Origin of the sequence: Vibrio sp. EJY3, assembly GCF_000241385.1 — a bacterium.
Lineage (GTDB): Bacteria > Pseudomonadota > Gammaproteobacteria > Enterobacterales > Vibrionaceae > Vibrio > Vibrio natriegens.
In genome coordinates this window covers 3,196,372-3,210,918 of the sequence record NC_016613.1, presented here as the reverse complement: position 1 = coordinate 3,210,918, position 14,547 = coordinate 3,196,372, and the positions used below count along the sequence as shown (strand labels likewise).

The 14,547-nt window shown below is 46.5% G+C and carries 14 protein-coding genes; 12 read left to right on the top strand and 2 right to left on the bottom strand.

All coding sequences use genetic code 11. From position 1 onward, the window contains the following. Positions 1-76: 76 nt before the first annotated feature. From hfq to hflC, 4 genes are read left to right on the top strand one after another with little or no spacing between them, the layout of a single operon-like run. Entirely contained in the window at positions 77-340 is a 264-nt protein-coding gene (gene hfq, locus VEJY3_RS14540) for an RNA chaperone Hfq (RefSeq protein ID WP_014233206.1), read from the top strand. A 38-nt stretch (positions 341-378) separates the two neighbouring features. After that, positions 379-1,668, top strand: coding sequence for a ribosome rescue GTPase HflX (gene hflX / locus VEJY3_RS14535; protein WP_014233205.1), 1,290 nt, complete (start codon positions 379-381; stop codon positions 1,666-1,668). A gap of 45 nt (positions 1,669-1,713) precedes the next feature. Next, complete coding sequence (gene hflK / locus VEJY3_RS14530) at positions 1,714-2,916, top strand: FtsH protease activity modulator HflK (RefSeq protein ID WP_014233204.1); 1,203 nt, start codon at positions 1,714-1,716, stop codon at positions 2,914-2,916. A 2-nt stretch (positions 2,917-2,918) separates the two neighbouring features. Next, positions 2,919-3,899, top strand: a complete 981-nt coding sequence (hflC, locus tag VEJY3_RS14525) for a protease modulator HflC (protein WP_014233203.1) — start codon at positions 2,919-2,921, stop codon at positions 3,897-3,899. A gap of 74 nt (positions 3,900-3,973) precedes the next feature. Here the strand turns inward: hflC and VEJY3_RS14520 are convergent, their stop codons facing one another. Further along, entirely contained in the window at positions 3,974-4,159 is a 186-nt protein-coding gene (locus VEJY3_RS14520; RefSeq protein WP_014233202.1) for a DUF2065 domain-containing protein, read from the bottom strand. Positions 4,160-4,321: 162 nt separating this feature from the next. Here VEJY3_RS14520 and VEJY3_RS14515 point away from each other — a divergent pair, with 162 nt between their 5' ends. Next, positions 4,322-5,638 carry an adenylosuccinate synthase gene (locus VEJY3_RS14515; RefSeq protein ID WP_014233201.1) on the top strand — a complete coding sequence of 439 codons (1,317 nt, stop codon included), beginning with the start codon at positions 4,322-4,324 and terminating at the stop codon, positions 5,636-5,638. A gap of 242 nt (positions 5,639-5,880) precedes the next feature. Further along, a complete protein-coding gene (locus VEJY3_RS14510) occupies positions 5,881-6,516 on the top strand; it encodes a tetratricopeptide repeat protein (RefSeq protein ID WP_014233200.1) in 636 nt (211 codons plus the stop codon). Between the two features lie 70 nt (positions 6,517-6,586). Here VEJY3_RS14510 and hmpA read toward each other — a convergent pair whose 3' ends face one another. Next, positions 6,587-7,771 carry an NO-inducible flavohemoprotein gene (gene hmpA, locus VEJY3_RS14505; RefSeq protein ID WP_014233199.1) on the bottom strand — a complete coding sequence of 395 codons (1,185 nt, stop codon included), beginning with the start codon at positions 7,769-7,771 and terminating at the stop codon, positions 6,587-6,589. A gap of 110 nt (positions 7,772-7,881) precedes the next feature. On the opposite strand from hmpA, the gene nsrR reads away from it, so the two are divergent. The 6 genes from nsrR to VEJY3_RS14475 all read left to right on the top strand — a co-directional run bounded on the left by nsrR (position 7,882) and on the right by VEJY3_RS14475 (position 14,502). Beyond that, entirely contained in the window at positions 7,882-8,307 is a 426-nt protein-coding gene (gene nsrR, locus VEJY3_RS14500) for a nitric oxide-sensing transcriptional repressor NsrR (RefSeq protein WP_014233198.1), read from the top strand. Between the two features lie 116 nt (positions 8,308-8,423). Further along, on the top strand, positions 8,424-10,943 hold the full coding sequence (rnr, locus tag VEJY3_RS14495; protein WP_014233197.1) for a ribonuclease R: 2,520 nt from the start codon (positions 8,424-8,426) through the stop codon (positions 10,941-10,943). 99 nt (positions 10,944-11,042) lie between these two features. Further along, positions 11,043-11,786 (top strand): 23S rRNA (guanosine(2251)-2'-O)-methyltransferase RlmB, encoded by a 744-nt coding sequence (gene rlmB, locus VEJY3_RS14490; RefSeq protein WP_014233196.1) that lies wholly within the window; start codon positions 11,043-11,045, stop codon positions 11,784-11,786. Between the two features lie 92 nt (positions 11,787-11,878). Further along, complete coding sequence (locus VEJY3_RS14485) at positions 11,879-12,565, top strand: phosphoglycolate phosphatase (RefSeq protein ID WP_014233195.1); 687 nt, start codon at positions 11,879-11,881, stop codon at positions 12,563-12,565. Positions 12,566-12,679: 114 nt separating this feature from the next. Next, the gene (gene trpS / locus VEJY3_RS14480; RefSeq protein WP_014233194.1) at positions 12,680-13,696 is read left to right on the top strand and encodes a tryptophan--tRNA ligase; all 1,017 of its coding nucleotides are present in this window, start codon (positions 12,680-12,682) and stop codon (positions 13,694-13,696) included. 218 nt (positions 13,697-13,914) lie between these two features. Next, on the top strand, positions 13,915-14,502 hold the full coding sequence (locus VEJY3_RS14475) for an aminodeoxychorismate/anthranilate synthase component II (protein WP_014233193.1): 588 nt from the start codon (positions 13,915-13,917) through the stop codon (positions 14,500-14,502). The last annotated feature ends 45 nt before the right edge of the window (positions 14,503-14,547 follow it).

The following is a 14,547-nucleotide window of genomic DNA, read 5'->3' as shown; positions in this document are numbered from 1 at the left end:
GATGCAAAAGCAGTACTTTTTGCATTGCACCACTAGCTAAATAATTACAACTACAAATTAAATAAGGAAAATAAAAATGGCTAAGGGGCAATCTCTACAAGACCCATTCTTAAACGCGCTACGTCGTGAGCGTATCCCAGTGTCTATCTACCTTGTGAATGGTATTAAACTACAAGGTCAGATCGAATCATTCGATCAATTCGTGATTCTTTTGAAAAACACTGTTAACCAAATGGTGTACAAGCACGCGATCTCAACAGTTGTGCCGGCTCGTCCAGTGAGCCACCACAGCGGTGAACGTACCCAAGGTGATCGTCCACAAGAGAAATCTGAAGATTAATTCTTCATCGAATATTTTTAAAGTAAGGAGTTGATTGCTTGTTTGACCGTTATGAATCCGGTGAGCGAGCCGTACTTGTTCATATCAACTTCACGCAAGAAGGTGAATGGGAAGATCTGGCTGAGTTCGAAATGCTGGTTTCTTCTGCTGGGGTAGAGACGCTACAAGTGGTAACTGGTAGTCGTCAATCCCCACACCCGAAATACTATGTCGGAGAGGGTAAGGCTCAGGAAATTGCTACAGCAGTACAATTAACTGGCGCTGAAATTGTGATTTTTAATCACTCCCTCTCTCCTGCCCAAGAACGTAACCTCGAAACACTGTGCAAATGTCGAGTTCTCGATCGCACTGGTCTCATCCTCGATATCTTTGCTCAACGAGCGCGAACACATGAAGGTAAGCTACAGGTAGAGCTGGCTCAACTTCGTCATATCTCTACTCGTTTGATTCGTGGTTGGACGCACCTAGAAAGGCAGAAAGGTGGTATTGGTCTACGTGGTCCTGGTGAAACCCAGTTGGAAACCGACCGTCGTTTATTGCGTGACAGAATCAAAGCCATCCTGCGCCGCTTAGAAAAAGTGGCCAAGCAGCGTGAACAAGGGCGTCGCGCCCGAAATCGAGCTGAAATCCCAACGATTTCTCTCGTGGGCTACACCAACGCGGGTAAGTCGACACTGTTTAACCGTATTACCGAAGCGGGTGTGTATGCCGCAGACCAGCTGTTTGCTACTTTGGACCCTACATTACGTAAGATCGAGTTAGCGGACGTGGGACCTGCCATACTTGCAGATACCGTTGGTTTTATTCGACATTTGCCTCACGATTTAGTTGCAGCCTTCAAAGCAACCTTGCAAGAAACGCAAGAAGCTGACATTTTGTTACATGTTGTTGATGCCAGTGATGAGCGTTTTCGTGAGAATATTCAAGCTGTTCATGAAGTACTAGAAGAGATCGACGCACACGAAGTGCCGAGTCTGGTTGTCATGAACAAAATTGACAATCTAGAATCGCAGAATCCGCGTATAGAGCGTGATGAGGAAGGCGTACCTCGTTCGGTCTGGGTATCTGCAATGGAAGGTATGGGCATCGAGCTCCTGTTTGAAGCGCTGACAGAACGTCTGGCGTCACAAATGGTTGAGCATCAGTTGTGTATTCCTCCACAGTATCAAGGACGGTTCCGTAGTACATTCTTCCAAATGAATTGTATTCAGCGTGAAGAATACGACCAGGAAGGTAACTTGTTGATCGATATTCGAATGCAGCAAGTAGATTGGTCTAGACTTGAAAAAAGAGAAGGGGCAGTTTTGACTGGCTTTATAGTCACTTAAAGGACTGCTACAGTATAACGTCATATCAAATGATGGAGCTTTCTAATGGCGTGGAATGAGCCTGGAAATAACAACGGCAATGATGGCCGCGATAACGACCCTTGGGGTAATAATAATCGTGGTGGCCAGCGTCCTGGTGGCCGAGATCAAGGTCCGCCAGATTTAGATGAAGTGTTCAATAAACTGAGTCAGAAGCTGGGCGGCAAATTTGGTAAAAAAGGCGGCGGTGGTTCTCCACTCGGCGGTGGTGGCAGCGCAATTGGCTTTGGTGTGATTGCACTGATTGCTGTTGCTGTTTGGTTCTTCGCTGGTTTTTACACCATCGGTGAAGCAGAGCGTGGTGTAGTACTGCGTTTAGGTAAATACGATCGTATCGTAGAGCCAGGTCTGAACTGGCGTCCTCGCTTTATTGATGAGTATGAAGCGGTTAACGTACAGGCGATTCGTTCACTTCGTGCATCTGGTCTAATGCTGACTAAAGATGAAAACGTTGTGACGGTAGGCATGGACGTTCAGTATCGCGTTACTGACCCATACAAATACCTATACCGAGTAACCAATGCTGACGACAGTTTACGTCAGGCAACGGACTCTGCTCTACGTGCGGTAATTGGTGACTCGCTGATGGATAGCATTCTAACCAGTGGTCGTCAGCAAATTCGTCAAACAACTCAAGAGACACTGAACCAAATCATGGATAGCTATGATATGGGTCTTGTGCTTGTTGATGTGAACTTCCAGTCTGCACGTCCGCCAGAACAGGTTAAAGATGCGTTTGATGACGCGATTGCTGCGCGAGAAGATGAAGAGCGTTTCATCCGTGAAGCAGAAGCTTACAAAAACGAGATTCTGCCAAAAGCAACGGGTCGTGCTGAGCGTTTGAAGAAAGAAGCGCAAGGTTACAGCGAACGTGTTACCAATGAAGCTCTTGGTCAGGTTGCACAGTTTGAGCAGCTACTTCCAGAATACCAAGCAGCTCCAGGTGTAACTCGTGACCGTCTGTACATCGACGCGATGGAAGAAGTTTACACAAGTACTTCTAAAGTGCTGATTGACTCTGAATCAAGCGGTAACCTGCTTTACCTGCCGATTGATAAATTGTCCGGTCAAGAAGGTCAAACTGACACCAAACGTAAGTCGAAGTCTTCTTCAACCTACGATCAAATTCAACTAGAGTCTGAGCGTACACAAGAAGACACCTCGAACACGCAGTCTCGTTCAACTGGTTCACGTCAAGGGAGATACTAAGAATGCGTAAGTTAATGATCCCTGTATTGGTAATCGCACTGGCATTGATGCTGATGTCTCTGTTTGTGATTCCTGAAGGTGAGCGCGGTATCGTAGTTCGATTTGGTCGTGTTCTGAAAGACAACAACGACATCACTCGAATTTACGAGCCGGGTCTGCATTTCAAAATGCCATTGTTTGATCGTGTGAAGACTCTGGATGCACGTATCCAAACAATGGACGGCCGTGCTGACCGTTTTGTAACATCTGAGAAAAAAGACGTTATCATTGATACCTACGTGAAGTGGCGTATTGAAGATTTTGGACGTTACTACCTGGCAACAGGTGGCGGTAACTCGCTAACGGCAGAAGCTCTTCTTGAGCGTAAAGTGACTGACGTGCTTCGTTCTGAAATCGGTGCTCGTGAAATCAAGCAAATCGTTTCTGGCCCACGTAATAACGACGTTCTACCAGAAGATGCAAGCAGTGATGAAGTTACGACGGAAGCTGCTCGTGAAGCACTAGAAATCGATGGTGAGCGTGACTTAATCATGTCTAACGTGTTGAAAGACACACGTGAAAGCGCGATGAAAGACTTAGGTGTGCGTGTAGTTGATTTCCGAATGAAGAAAATCAACCTGCCAGATGAGATCAGTGAATCTATCTACCGTCGTATGCGCGCAGAGCGTGAGTCGGTAGCTCGTAAACACCGTTCTCAAGGCCGTGAGAAAGCGGAAGTTATCCGTGCTCAAGCTGAGCTTGAAGTTGCGACAATTCTGGCTGAAGCCGATAAAACAGCTCGTGTTACACGAGGTGGAGCGGATGCAGAAGCAGCGAAGATTTACTCTAATGCTTACAACAAGGATCCTGAGTTCTTCAGCTTCCTACGTTCACTAAGAGCCTACGAGAAGTCGTTCAGCTCTAAGAACGATATCCTTGTTCTGGATCCGAAGAGTGACTTCTTCCAGTACATGAATAATTCTAAAGGTGTAAAAGCTGAATAAAGCTTCCCTCTAGTATGCAAAAGGCTCCATCAGGAGCCTTTTTTGTATCTAGTAGTTATGTAAGGTGAGAGTCGTTAACTCATCATGATAGCAATGACAGCACCAGCAACGACCAGACAGCCGCCAATACGACGCAGCTGATTGTTGGGTTGCTCACTGAGTTGGGCGACCATATTTCGCCAGCCATTCGGCGCTACCAGCGGACCAATCCCTTCAACAATTAATACTAGCCCTACAGCCAGCCATATCGACTCAGACATAAAGCTTCCTAAACCAATTTATAAAGCTAAATATTATCAGTGATATGTTGCTTCTGAAATGCTCGATTACGTTGCAGCTCTAAGTCTGTGAACAAAAAATGACTGCAAGAAGTCCGATTCGGTGCTAGAATCCATTTTTAACTAGCAATCAGACTTGGAAAGATGGGAAATAACGTAGTCGTTCTAGGCACCCAATGGGGTGACGAAGGTAAAGGTAAAATCGTAGACCTTTTAACTGAAGATGCAAAGTACGTGGTACGCTACCAAGGCGGTCACAATGCAGGCCACACTCTCGTAATTGACGGTGAAAAAACCGTTCTTCACTTAATTCCATCAGGTATCCTTCGCGATAACGTAAAATGTGTTATCGGTAACGGTGTAGTACTATCACCTGAAGCTCTACTTAAAGAAATGAAACCTCTTGAAGAGCGTGGTATTCCAGTACGCGAACGTCTTTTCATTTCTGAAGCATGTCCTCTAATTCTTCCATACCATATTGCAATGGACCAAGCTCGCGAAATCGCTCGCGGTAAAAAAGCTATCGGTACAACAGGTCGTGGTATCGGTCCAGCATACGAAGATAAAGTTGCTCGTCGCGGTCTACGCGTTGGCGACCTATTCGATATGGAAGCATTTGCTGAGAAGCTAAAAGAAGTTATGGAATACCACAACTTCCAGCTAGTAAACTTCTACAAAGCGGAACCAGTAAGCTACGAAGCGGTACTGGAAGAAGCGAAAGGCTACGCTGAGCTACTAACTTCAATGGTTATCGACGTAACTGACGAGCTAGACTCTGCTCGTAAACGCGGCGACAAGATCATGTTTGAAGGTGCTCAAGGTACGCTACTAGATATCGACCATGGCACATACCCATACGTAACTTCTTCTAACACGACTGCTGGTGGTGTTGCTGCAGGTTCTGGTTTTGGTCCTCGTCACATTGGTTACATCCTTGGTATCGCGAAAGCTTACTGTACGCGTGTAGGTTCTGGTCCATTCCCGACTGAACTATACGACGGTCTAGACAAGCAAGATCCAATCGGTAAGCACCTAGGTACTGTAGGTCATGAGTTTGGTGCAACAACTGGTCGTCTACGTCGTACTGGTTGGTTTGATGCTGTAGCAATGCGTCGTGCTATCCAAATCAACTCTATCTCTGGTTTCTGTCTAACCAAACTAGACGTACTAGATGGCCTAGAAGAGCTAAAAATCTGTACTGGTTACAAGATGGAAGATGGCTCTGTACTAGAAGTTTCGCCAATGGCTGCTGAAGCATTTGAAAAAGCAACGCCAATCTACGAAACAATGCCAGGTTGGTCTGAAAATACATTTGGTGCTAAAGCGCTAGAAGACCTGCCAAAAGCGGCTCTAGACTACATCAAGCGTATCGAAGAGCTAACCGGCGTGCCAGTAGACATCGTCTCAACTGGTCCTGACCGTAACGAAACTATCATCAAGGTTCACCCATTCGAATCTTAATGACAACTCGTTAGAGATTTTGAAAGCCGACCTTAAGGTCGGCTTTTTTGTGTCTGATACTTTTGTGCAATGGAATGCTGCGGTTGTGGAACACGCGTCTCAATGTGGCAACTTGTTGCCGTCTCTCGGTGGTGAGGGGCAAAAATTGTCTAAAGCTCAGGGCAGGTTTGCCGATAATCTTATCAAGCAGAGCAGATCCTTTGGCGATTTTTTGTTTCTCAGACACCTTGAAGAGTACGTTTATGAAGTTACGAACAGTGGCTGCTTCACTGTTACTGATGCTGGCGACGGTTGCATCACGGGCGAGTGCCTTTGATGTCGGAGCGCCTGTTCCCATTTACACCGAAGCAGAACTGATAACGCTTATTGAGCAGAATAAGCACTTACAGCGTGTGCGCGCTGACAACTGCCAGTTGGTGGAAGACATTGTTGCTCGCGCGACTCGAATTAGCCTGCCTGCGTATGAGTTTTTGTATGGAGATATGCTGGCTTGGGGTGTCTGTGTTGAGCAAGATGTGGAACTTGGGCTCTACTATATGGAGAATGCTGCCCAGCAAGGATTACCAGCCGCGCTAGAACAAATAGGGCGCTATTACTCTCTTGGTACCCTGGTCCAGCAGGACAAAGAACGTGCGATTCCTTATCTTCGTGAAGCGGCATCCATGGGGAATCTCAATGCACGCATTCAACTTGCGGAGTTGCTCCTGCGTGATTACGGCAGCCCTCTTGACTATGAAGATGCTTACCGCTGGTTGTATAACTCGGTAACGGCCGATAAACGCCAGCACAAACGAATTACTCTTTTACGAAATGGCCTTGAGCAGCGTATGCCTGAAAATATTATCGCCCGAGCTAAGCGGCGAGATACTTTCTGGTAAAATTGCTCACGATTGAATACATACAACAAAGCCCACAGATGTGGGCTTTGCTGTTTTTAACGATATGACTTTAAATGACTTTATGTGGGCCAAAGCACTCGTAATGAAACTGTTCTTGTGGAACGCCAAGGTCGATAAGCTGGTTGGCGACATACTGCATAAACCCAACAGGACCGCAGAAGTAAATCTGAACATTGGTTTGCTTAAGCGCAGCTTCAATTTCCTTTAGGTTGACGAAACCAGTGAAGTGGTAGTCTTCACCAAGTTTATCTTCGGCTGTCGGTTGGTTATACCAGACAAGCGCATTGACGTTATCTTGTGAGCTGACAATTTGGTTCACATGCTGCTTAAAGGCATGCTGTTGACCATTTTCCGTCGCGTGTACCCAAGTTACTGGCGCCTGGTGCGCAGACAAGCTCTCCAGCATAGAAAGTGTCGGCGTTAAGCCTACGCCAGCTGAGAGCAGTACGACAGGAGTGTCCGATTCTACGTCCATAAAGAAGTCACCCGCCGGAGCGACCAGTTTTACTTTATCGCCAACGTTAAGCTCATCGTGCAGATAGTTGGATACCTTACCATCTTGTTCACGTTTAACCGAGATGCGGTACGTGTTCTCTTGTGCCGCAGAAGAGAGGCTGTATTGGCGGATCTCTTGGTTATCAAACTTATCGCTGTTGATGTAGATACCCACATATTGCCCTGGCTTATAGGCTGCGACGTTAAGATCATCTGTTGGTTTAAACACAAAACTGCAGATGTGTTCGCTTTCTGCTTGTTTTCTGACAAGTTCGAATTCACGCAATCCACGCCAGCCACCTTCCAAGGCTTCATTCGCCTGATAAATTTGCTCTTCTCTTTGAATGAACACATTGGCTAGCACGCCATAAGCTTCTGCCCATGCATCCAACACTTCCTGACCCGGATTGAATAGTTCGTCAATGGTTGCTAATAGATGTGAACCGACAATTTGATATTGGTCTGCTGTGATCAAAAAGCTGGTGTGTTTATGCGCAATTTTTTCTACCGCACCAAGCAGAGCCGGTAAATTTTCAATATTCGCCGCGTATGCACAAATAGCATTAAATAACGCTTCACGCTGATCGCCATTGCGCTGGTTGCTCATGTTGAAAATGTCTTTTAACTCAGGGTTGTGAGTAAACATACGATCATAAAAATGTGCGGTCAGTTTTGGTCCTGTTTCGGCGATAAGTGGTGCGGTTGCTTTTACGATTTCAATGGTCTGATTGCTGAGCATGAGGCTTCCTAATTTAAGTTGTATTTATAATGCATGTTTAAAGTTGTATCTCAAATGTATCTTTCAATCAAGAAAAGATTTACACTTTTCCTATTAGAGAGGATAGCAATATGCAGTTAACCAGCTTCACCGATTACGCGCTGAGAACCTTGATCTATCTGGCTTCATTGCCAAAGGATGAGTTGACAAATATCACTGAAGTGACTGATTTATTTGGTGTATCACGTAACCATATGGTTAAGGTGATCAACCGGCTTGGTCAATTGGGTTATGTACAGACTGTACGTGGCAAGAATGGCGGTATCCGTCTGATGAAGCCTGCTGCTGAGATCACGGTTGGTGGCGTTGTCCGTGATTTGGAACCGTTAGACTTGGTGAACTGCAGCGCAGATTTTTGCCACATCACGCCAGCCTGTCGACTGAAAGATAAGTTAGCGAAAGCCAAAAGCGCTTTCTTAGCGGAATTGGATTACTGCACGATTGAGGAGTTACTCAGGGACAATTCTGAGCTTTTGATCTTATTAGAGCGTCCATAAACTATCTTGTCTGTTTAGTGCCGATCTCGATCGTTCTTTTTTCAAAGCAATTCTGTAGCTTATCGAGAGACTCGGATATACTAGCTCTATACCTTCCTTGCTAGATAGGCGTGCCTATGTCAGACAATATTCCAAACGATCCATTCGCAGATCGTGAATCCCAGAATTACGAAAATCCAATTCCAAGCCGAGAGTTCATTATCGAGTTCTTAACCCAAGCAGGCGTTCCAATGAACCGCAATGACCTGTTTGAAGCGCTAAAGCTAGAAGGCGAAGAGCAATACGAAGGGTTGCGTCGTCGTTTACGTGCGATGGAACGAGATGGCCAGCTAGTGTTCACTCGTCGTCAGTGCTACGCATTACCTGAAAAGCTGGAAATGGTGAAAGGTTACGTGATCGGCCATAAAGACGGTCACGGCTGGGTGCGTCCAGAAGGCAGTGTCGGCAAGGATAATGATATTGTACTTCCACACCATCAGATGAAGAACATTATTCATGGCGATTATGTGCTGGTTCAGCCAACTGACAACAGTAAACGTGGTCGCCGTGAAGGTCGCTTAGTGCGTGTGCTTGAAGAGCGCAATGATCAAATCGTCGGACGCTTTTTCCTTGAATACGGTTACTCGTATGTTGTGCCTGATGACTCGCGCATCAGTCAGGATATTCTGATCCCGAATGAACACAAAGCGGGTGCCCGTATGGGTAACGTCGTGGTGATTGAAATCACCGACCGTGGTTCACGTTCGCGCGGCATGATGGGCAAAGTGGTCGAAGTACTGGGCGAAAACATGGCGCCGGGTATGGAGACACAAATTGCGATTCGTACCCATCAAATTCCTCATGAATGGCCTGAAGGTGTTGATCAGCAAGTCGCTAACCTAACGGAAGAAGTTCCGGAAGAAGCTAAAGAAGGTCGTGTTGATCTGCGCGAGTTGCCACTCGTCACGATTGATGGTGAAGACGCGCGTGACTTCGATGATGCGGTTTTCTGTGAGAAGAAGAAAAGCGGTGGCTGGCGTCTTTGGGTTGCCATTGCTGACGTAAGTTACTACGTGCGTCCGGATTCGGCTTTGGACAAAGAAGCGATCAATCGTGGTAACTCCGTCTACTTCCCATCTCAGGTTGTCCCAATGTTGCCGGAAGTGCTTTCTAATGGTCTATGCTCGCTGAACCCACAAGTGGATCGCTTGTGTATGGTGTGTGAGATGACCATTTCAGAAACGGGTAAGCTGTCTGGTTACAAGCATTATGAAGCGGTGATGAACTCACATGCTCGTCTGACTTACACCAAAGTGCATCACATTCTGGAAGGTGATGAAGAACTACGTGAGCGTTACAAAGAGCTGGTTCCGCATCTTGAAGAACTGCACAGCATGTACAAAGTGCTGAAAGGAGCTCGTGAGCAGCGTGGTGCGATTGAATTCGAAACCGTCGAAACCAAGTTCATCTTCAATGCTGAGCGCAAGATTGAAAGCATTGAACCTGTGGAACGTAACGATGCTCACAAACTGATCGAAGAGTGCATGATCATGGCGAACATTGCGTCGGCATCACTGGTGGAAAAAGCCAAAGAGCCTGCGCTATACCGTATCCATGAAACGCCAGGGGAAGAACGCCTGATGGGCTTCCGTGACTTCCTTGCTGAGCTTGGCTTAGAGCTTGGCGGTGGTCTGGAGCCATCACCAACCGATTACGCGCATCTGATGAGCCAGGTTGGCGATCGCCCAGATCAAGAGTTGATTCAAACCATGTTGCTGCGCTCGATGAAACAAGCGGTGTATAACGCTGACAATGCAGGTCACTTTGGTCTGGCGCTACAGCGATATGCTCACTTCACCTCGCCAATTCGTCGTTACCCGGATTTGCTGTTGCACCGAGCTATCAAGTATCTGATTGCCAAACACGAAGGCCGAAATCAAGATCGCTGGACACCAACCGGTGGCTACCATTACTCGTTTGATGACATGGACTTCTATGGTGAACAATGCTCCATGACTGAGCGTCGAGCCGATGATGCAACTCGCGACGTCGCCGACTGGCTGAAATGTGAGTACATGCAAGACCATGTTGGGGATGAGTTAGACGGTGTGATCGCTAACGTGACCAGTTTTGGTTTCTTTGTTCGTCTAACCGATCTGCATATTGATGGTTTAGTGCACATTTCGACCTTGGCAAATGACTACTACCAGTTTGATCCGATTGGTCAAAGACTTATCGGTGAAAGCTTCGGTAATATCTATCGCTTAGGTGACGCGGTAAAAGTCAAAGTGTTAGCCGTAAACTTAAATGATAAACAAATTGACTTTGAATTGGTCGAAACAAGTCGTAAGCTACGCGGCGAAGGTAAGACCGCGAAGAAACGAGCGGCAGAAGCAAAACGTAAAGCGAAAGAGAAAAAACGCGCAGCGACACGTTCCTCATCGAAAGAAGGTGGTGCAGTGCGTGCCGTTCCTGCAATTGAACCGACCAAACGCCCGGAAGAAAGTGCAGCAGGAGGCCAGCGCAATGGTCCTAAGCGCGGTACTAGGAATGGTGAAACGGAAGGCAAAAAGAAGCCTAAAGTAAGAAAAGCGAGTAAGAAAAAGCCACACAGTAAGCCAAAGAAAACCAAACGCTCGAAACAAGACGAGTCGTAGGCTGAATAGCCAGTCTGGTGGTTGCTGGACTGGCTAAGGCACTGATACCAACTTATGAGATTGATTCCGATTGGTGTCATCAGAACAACAGGTTAAATAATGAGTAACGATTTTATTTACGGTATTCATGCCGTGAAAGCGGTATTGGAACGTGAACCCGAACGATTTATCGAAGCGTACGTGCTAAAAGGGCGCCAAGATGATCGTTTAATGCCAATCCTGAACGATTTACAGGTATGTGGCGTTTCCATTCAGCAAATGACACGTAAGACCTTGGATGATAAAGCACAAGGTGCGAACCACCAAGGCATCATCGCACGCGTAAAAGCGGCAAAGCAGCTGAATGAAAATGACATTGATGCGATTCTGGCGCAACATGAATCACCGCTTTTACTTGTGCTGGATGGTGTGACGGATCCACACAATCTTGGTGCGTGTCTGCGTAATGCGGATGCTGCTGGCGTAGCAGCTATTATAGTGCCAAAAGATCGTTCAGCACCGATGAATGCGACAGTAAGTAAGGTCGCGTGTGGCGCAGCTGAAGTGGTGCCACTGATTCGTGTAACTAACCTAGCTCGCACGATGCGTACGCTGCAAGAGCAAGGCATCTGGTTTGTTGGTACTGCTGGTGAAGCGACACACGATATTTACCAAGCGAAATTGACAGGGCCTCTGGCGATTGTAATGGGCGCGGAAGGCGATGGTATGCGCCGCTTGACACGTGAAACCTGTGATGATTTGATTAAAATTCCAATGGCAGGTAGTGTATCAAGCCTGAATGTATCGGTTGCGTCTGGCATCTGTTTGTTTGAAGCGGTGCGTCAGCGACTAGCCTCAAAATAGGCGTAGAACCAATTTTAAAGGTCAGTGACAATGACCAAAACTCAGGATGGGCAACCATCCTTTGTTATTTTTAGCTCATGCGTAGGGAAGTTATGACTCAACAATCTATAAAATTCATCGCCTTTGACTTAGACGGTACATTGCTTGATAGCGTACCCGATTTGGCCATCGCGGCAGACCAGGCTGTTCAGGCTCTTGGTTACCCATCGGTATCAATAGAGCAAGTTCGTGACTATGTCGGGAATGGCGCAGATGTACTCATTGGTCGCTCTTTGAGTCAAAGTCTGACCATCAACCCTGAACTTAGTGAAGAGCTACGTGCAGAAGCGCGAGAACTGTTTGATGAGTTTTACGAGCAGAGCGGTCATAAACTGAGTCACCTTTACCCAACAGTAAAAGAGACACTGGCAGAGTTGCACCAAGCGGGTTTTACCCTTGCAGTCGTTACGAACAAACCTTCTAAGTTTGTACCGCATATCCTGGAGCAACATGGCATTGCCCATTACTTTGTCGATGTGTTGGGTGGTGATGCTTTCCCTGAGAAAAAACCAAACCCAGTGGCACTGAACTGGTTGATGGAAAAACATAAGGTTCAACCGGGCGAAATGTTAATGGTAGGGGATTCGAAAAACGACATCCTTGCCGCGAAAAACGCAGGCTGTACCTCATTTGGTTTAACTTACGGTTACAACCATGGTGAGCCAATTTCTGCATCAAATCCGGACTTTGTCGCAGACAAGATGTCGGAATTATTGGAAGTTGTCGCCGTTTCTGCATAAGCGCGACAAAAAATCTTCCAAAATACTTGTTAATGAGTACACTGAGCTAACCGTGCATCAAAAAGTGCGCGGTTTTTCATTTAATTAGATTAAGAAGTCAAAGGAATCATTCTAATGAGCAAACCCATTGTATTGAGTGGTGTTCAACCTTCAGGTGAACTAAGTATCGGTAACTACTTGGGTGCTCTACGTCAATGGCACCAGATGCAAGACGATTATGATTGCCAATATTGTGTAGTAGACCTTCATGCGATTACGGTTCGTCAGGACCCTAAAGCGCTACATGAAGCAACTCTGGATGCACTGGCGATCTGTCTGGCTGTGGGTGTTGACCCTAAGAAGAGCACGCTATTCGTTCAGTCACACGTACCAGAGCATGCTCAACTAGGTTGGCTTCTTAACTGTTACACTCAGATGGGTGAGTTGAGCCGTATGACTCAGTTTAAAGACAAATCAGCTCGCTACGCGAACGACGTGAATGTTGGTTTGTTTGATTACCCAGTGCTTATGGCAGCAGATATTCTGCTTTATGGCGCACATCAGGTGCCAGTAGGCAGCGACCAGAAGCAGCATCTTGAGCTAGCACGTGATATCGCAACGCGTTTCAACAACATCTATTCGCCAGAGAGCCCAATCTTTACGGTTCCTGAGCCATATATCCCGACGGTGAATGCCCGCGTAATGAGCCTTCAGGACGCGACTAAGAAGATGTCGAAATCAGATGACAACCGTAAGAACGTTATCACGCTGCTTGAAGAGCCTAAGTCGATCATTAAGAAGATCAACAAAGCGCAAACAGACACAGAAACACCACCAAGTATTCGTCATGATATTGAGAGCAAAGCGGGTATCGCAAACCTAATGGGCTTGTACTCAGCGGCGACAGGTATGAGCTTTGAAGAAATCGAAGCGAAGTACAAAGGTGTAGAAATGTACGGTCCGTTCAAGAAAGACGTTGGTGAAGCGGTTGTGGCTATGCTTGAGCCAATTCAGGCTGAATACCACCGTATTCGTGCCGATCGTGCTTATATGGATGAAGTGATGAAGCAAGGTGCAGAAAAAGCATCGGCTCGTGCAGCAGAGACGTTGAAGAAAGCTTACGCAGCGGTAGGTTTTGTGACTCGTCCATAGTCATAGCGTTAAGTACACAGTCTTCTAAAAAGCTCCGTAATGCGGAGCTTTTTTTGATCTGTTGACCGTGAATAGACTTCGCGTGTGAGTATATACGGGCTTTTTATTCAGTAAAAACTTGCCTTTCTGGTTTGGTGTTGCAAAATACCGCCCTCCATATATCACAAAAGTGTGGTTGAGACGGTAATGCCAAACGGATTGGGAGCAAGCGACACCTTATGTTGTTGATCATCGATAACTACGACTCTTTCACTTATAACCTTTATCAGTATTTTTGCGAACTTGGCGCAGAGGTAAAGGTAGTGCGCAATGACGAAATCGATATTCAGGGAATTGAAGCACTTAATCCGACTCACTTAGTCATCTCTCCTGGTCCTTGTACGCCAAACGAAGCGGGGATCTCGTTACAAGCGATTAAGCACTTTGCAGGTAAGCTGCCAATTCTGGGTGTCTGTTTGGGGCATCAAGCCATTGCTCAGGCCTTTGGTGGAAACGTGGTACGTGCGCGACAAGTGATGCATGGCAAAACCTCTCCAGTACGTCACAATGGCCGCAGTGTGTTTAAAAACCTCAATAATCCTCTTACTGTGACGCGCTACCACTCTCTTGTGGTTGAGAATGGAACATTACCTGATGTGTTTGAATTGACCGCCTGGACAGAACTACCAGACGGCAGTATGGATGAAATCATGGGCTACCAACATAAGACACTGCCCATTGATGCGGTGCAATTTCATCCTGAATCTATCAAAACAGAACAGGGCCATGAACTGCTGGCAAACTTTCTAGCGCGTGAACTGATCTGATCTTGATCACTTTTCTTAACAAATAATTCATCTTTTAGGCGGTAT

Excerpts from the sequence above, each read along its gene's own strand:
- nsrR (WP_014233198.1), top strand. The coding sequence starts at position 7,882 with ATGCAGTTAACCAGCTTCACCGATTACGCGCTGAGAACCTTGATCTAT.
- VEJY3_RS14475 (WP_014233193.1), top strand. The coding sequence starts at position 13,915 with ATGTTGTTGATCATCGATAACTACGACTCTTTCACTTATAACCTTTAT.
- rlmB (WP_014233196.1), top strand. The coding sequence starts at position 11,043 with ATGAGTAACGATTTTATTTACGGTATTCATGCCGTGAAAGCGGTATTG.
- rnr (WP_014233197.1), top strand. The coding sequence starts at position 8,424 with ATGTCAGACAATATTCCAAACGATCCATTCGCAGATCGTGAATCCCAG.
- VEJY3_RS14485 (WP_014233195.1), top strand. The coding sequence starts at position 11,879 with ATGACTCAACAATCTATAAAATTCATCGCCTTTGACTTAGACGGTACA.
- hflK (WP_014233204.1), top strand. The coding sequence starts at position 1,714 with ATGGCGTGGAATGAGCCTGGAAATAACAACGGCAATGATGGCCGCGAT.
- hfq (WP_014233206.1), top strand. The coding sequence starts at position 77 with ATGGCTAAGGGGCAATCTCTACAAGACCCATTCTTAAACGCGCTACGT.
- hmpA (WP_014233199.1), bottom strand. The coding sequence starts at position 7,771 with ATGCTCAGCAATCAGACCATTGAAATCGTAAAAGCAACCGCACCACTT.
- VEJY3_RS14510 (WP_014233200.1), top strand. The coding sequence starts at position 5,881 with ATGAAGTTACGAACAGTGGCTGCTTCACTGTTACTGATGCTGGCGACG.
- trpS (WP_014233194.1), top strand. The coding sequence starts at position 12,680 with ATGAGCAAACCCATTGTATTGAGTGGTGTTCAACCTTCAGGTGAACTA.
- hflC (WP_014233203.1), top strand. The coding sequence starts at position 2,919 with ATGCGTAAGTTAATGATCCCTGTATTGGTAATCGCACTGGCATTGATG.
- VEJY3_RS14520 (WP_014233202.1), bottom strand. The coding sequence starts at position 4,159 with ATGTCTGAGTCGATATGGCTGGCTGTAGGGCTAGTATTAATTGTTGAA.
- VEJY3_RS14515 (WP_014233201.1), top strand. The coding sequence starts at position 4,322 with ATGGGAAATAACGTAGTCGTTCTAGGCACCCAATGGGGTGACGAAGGT.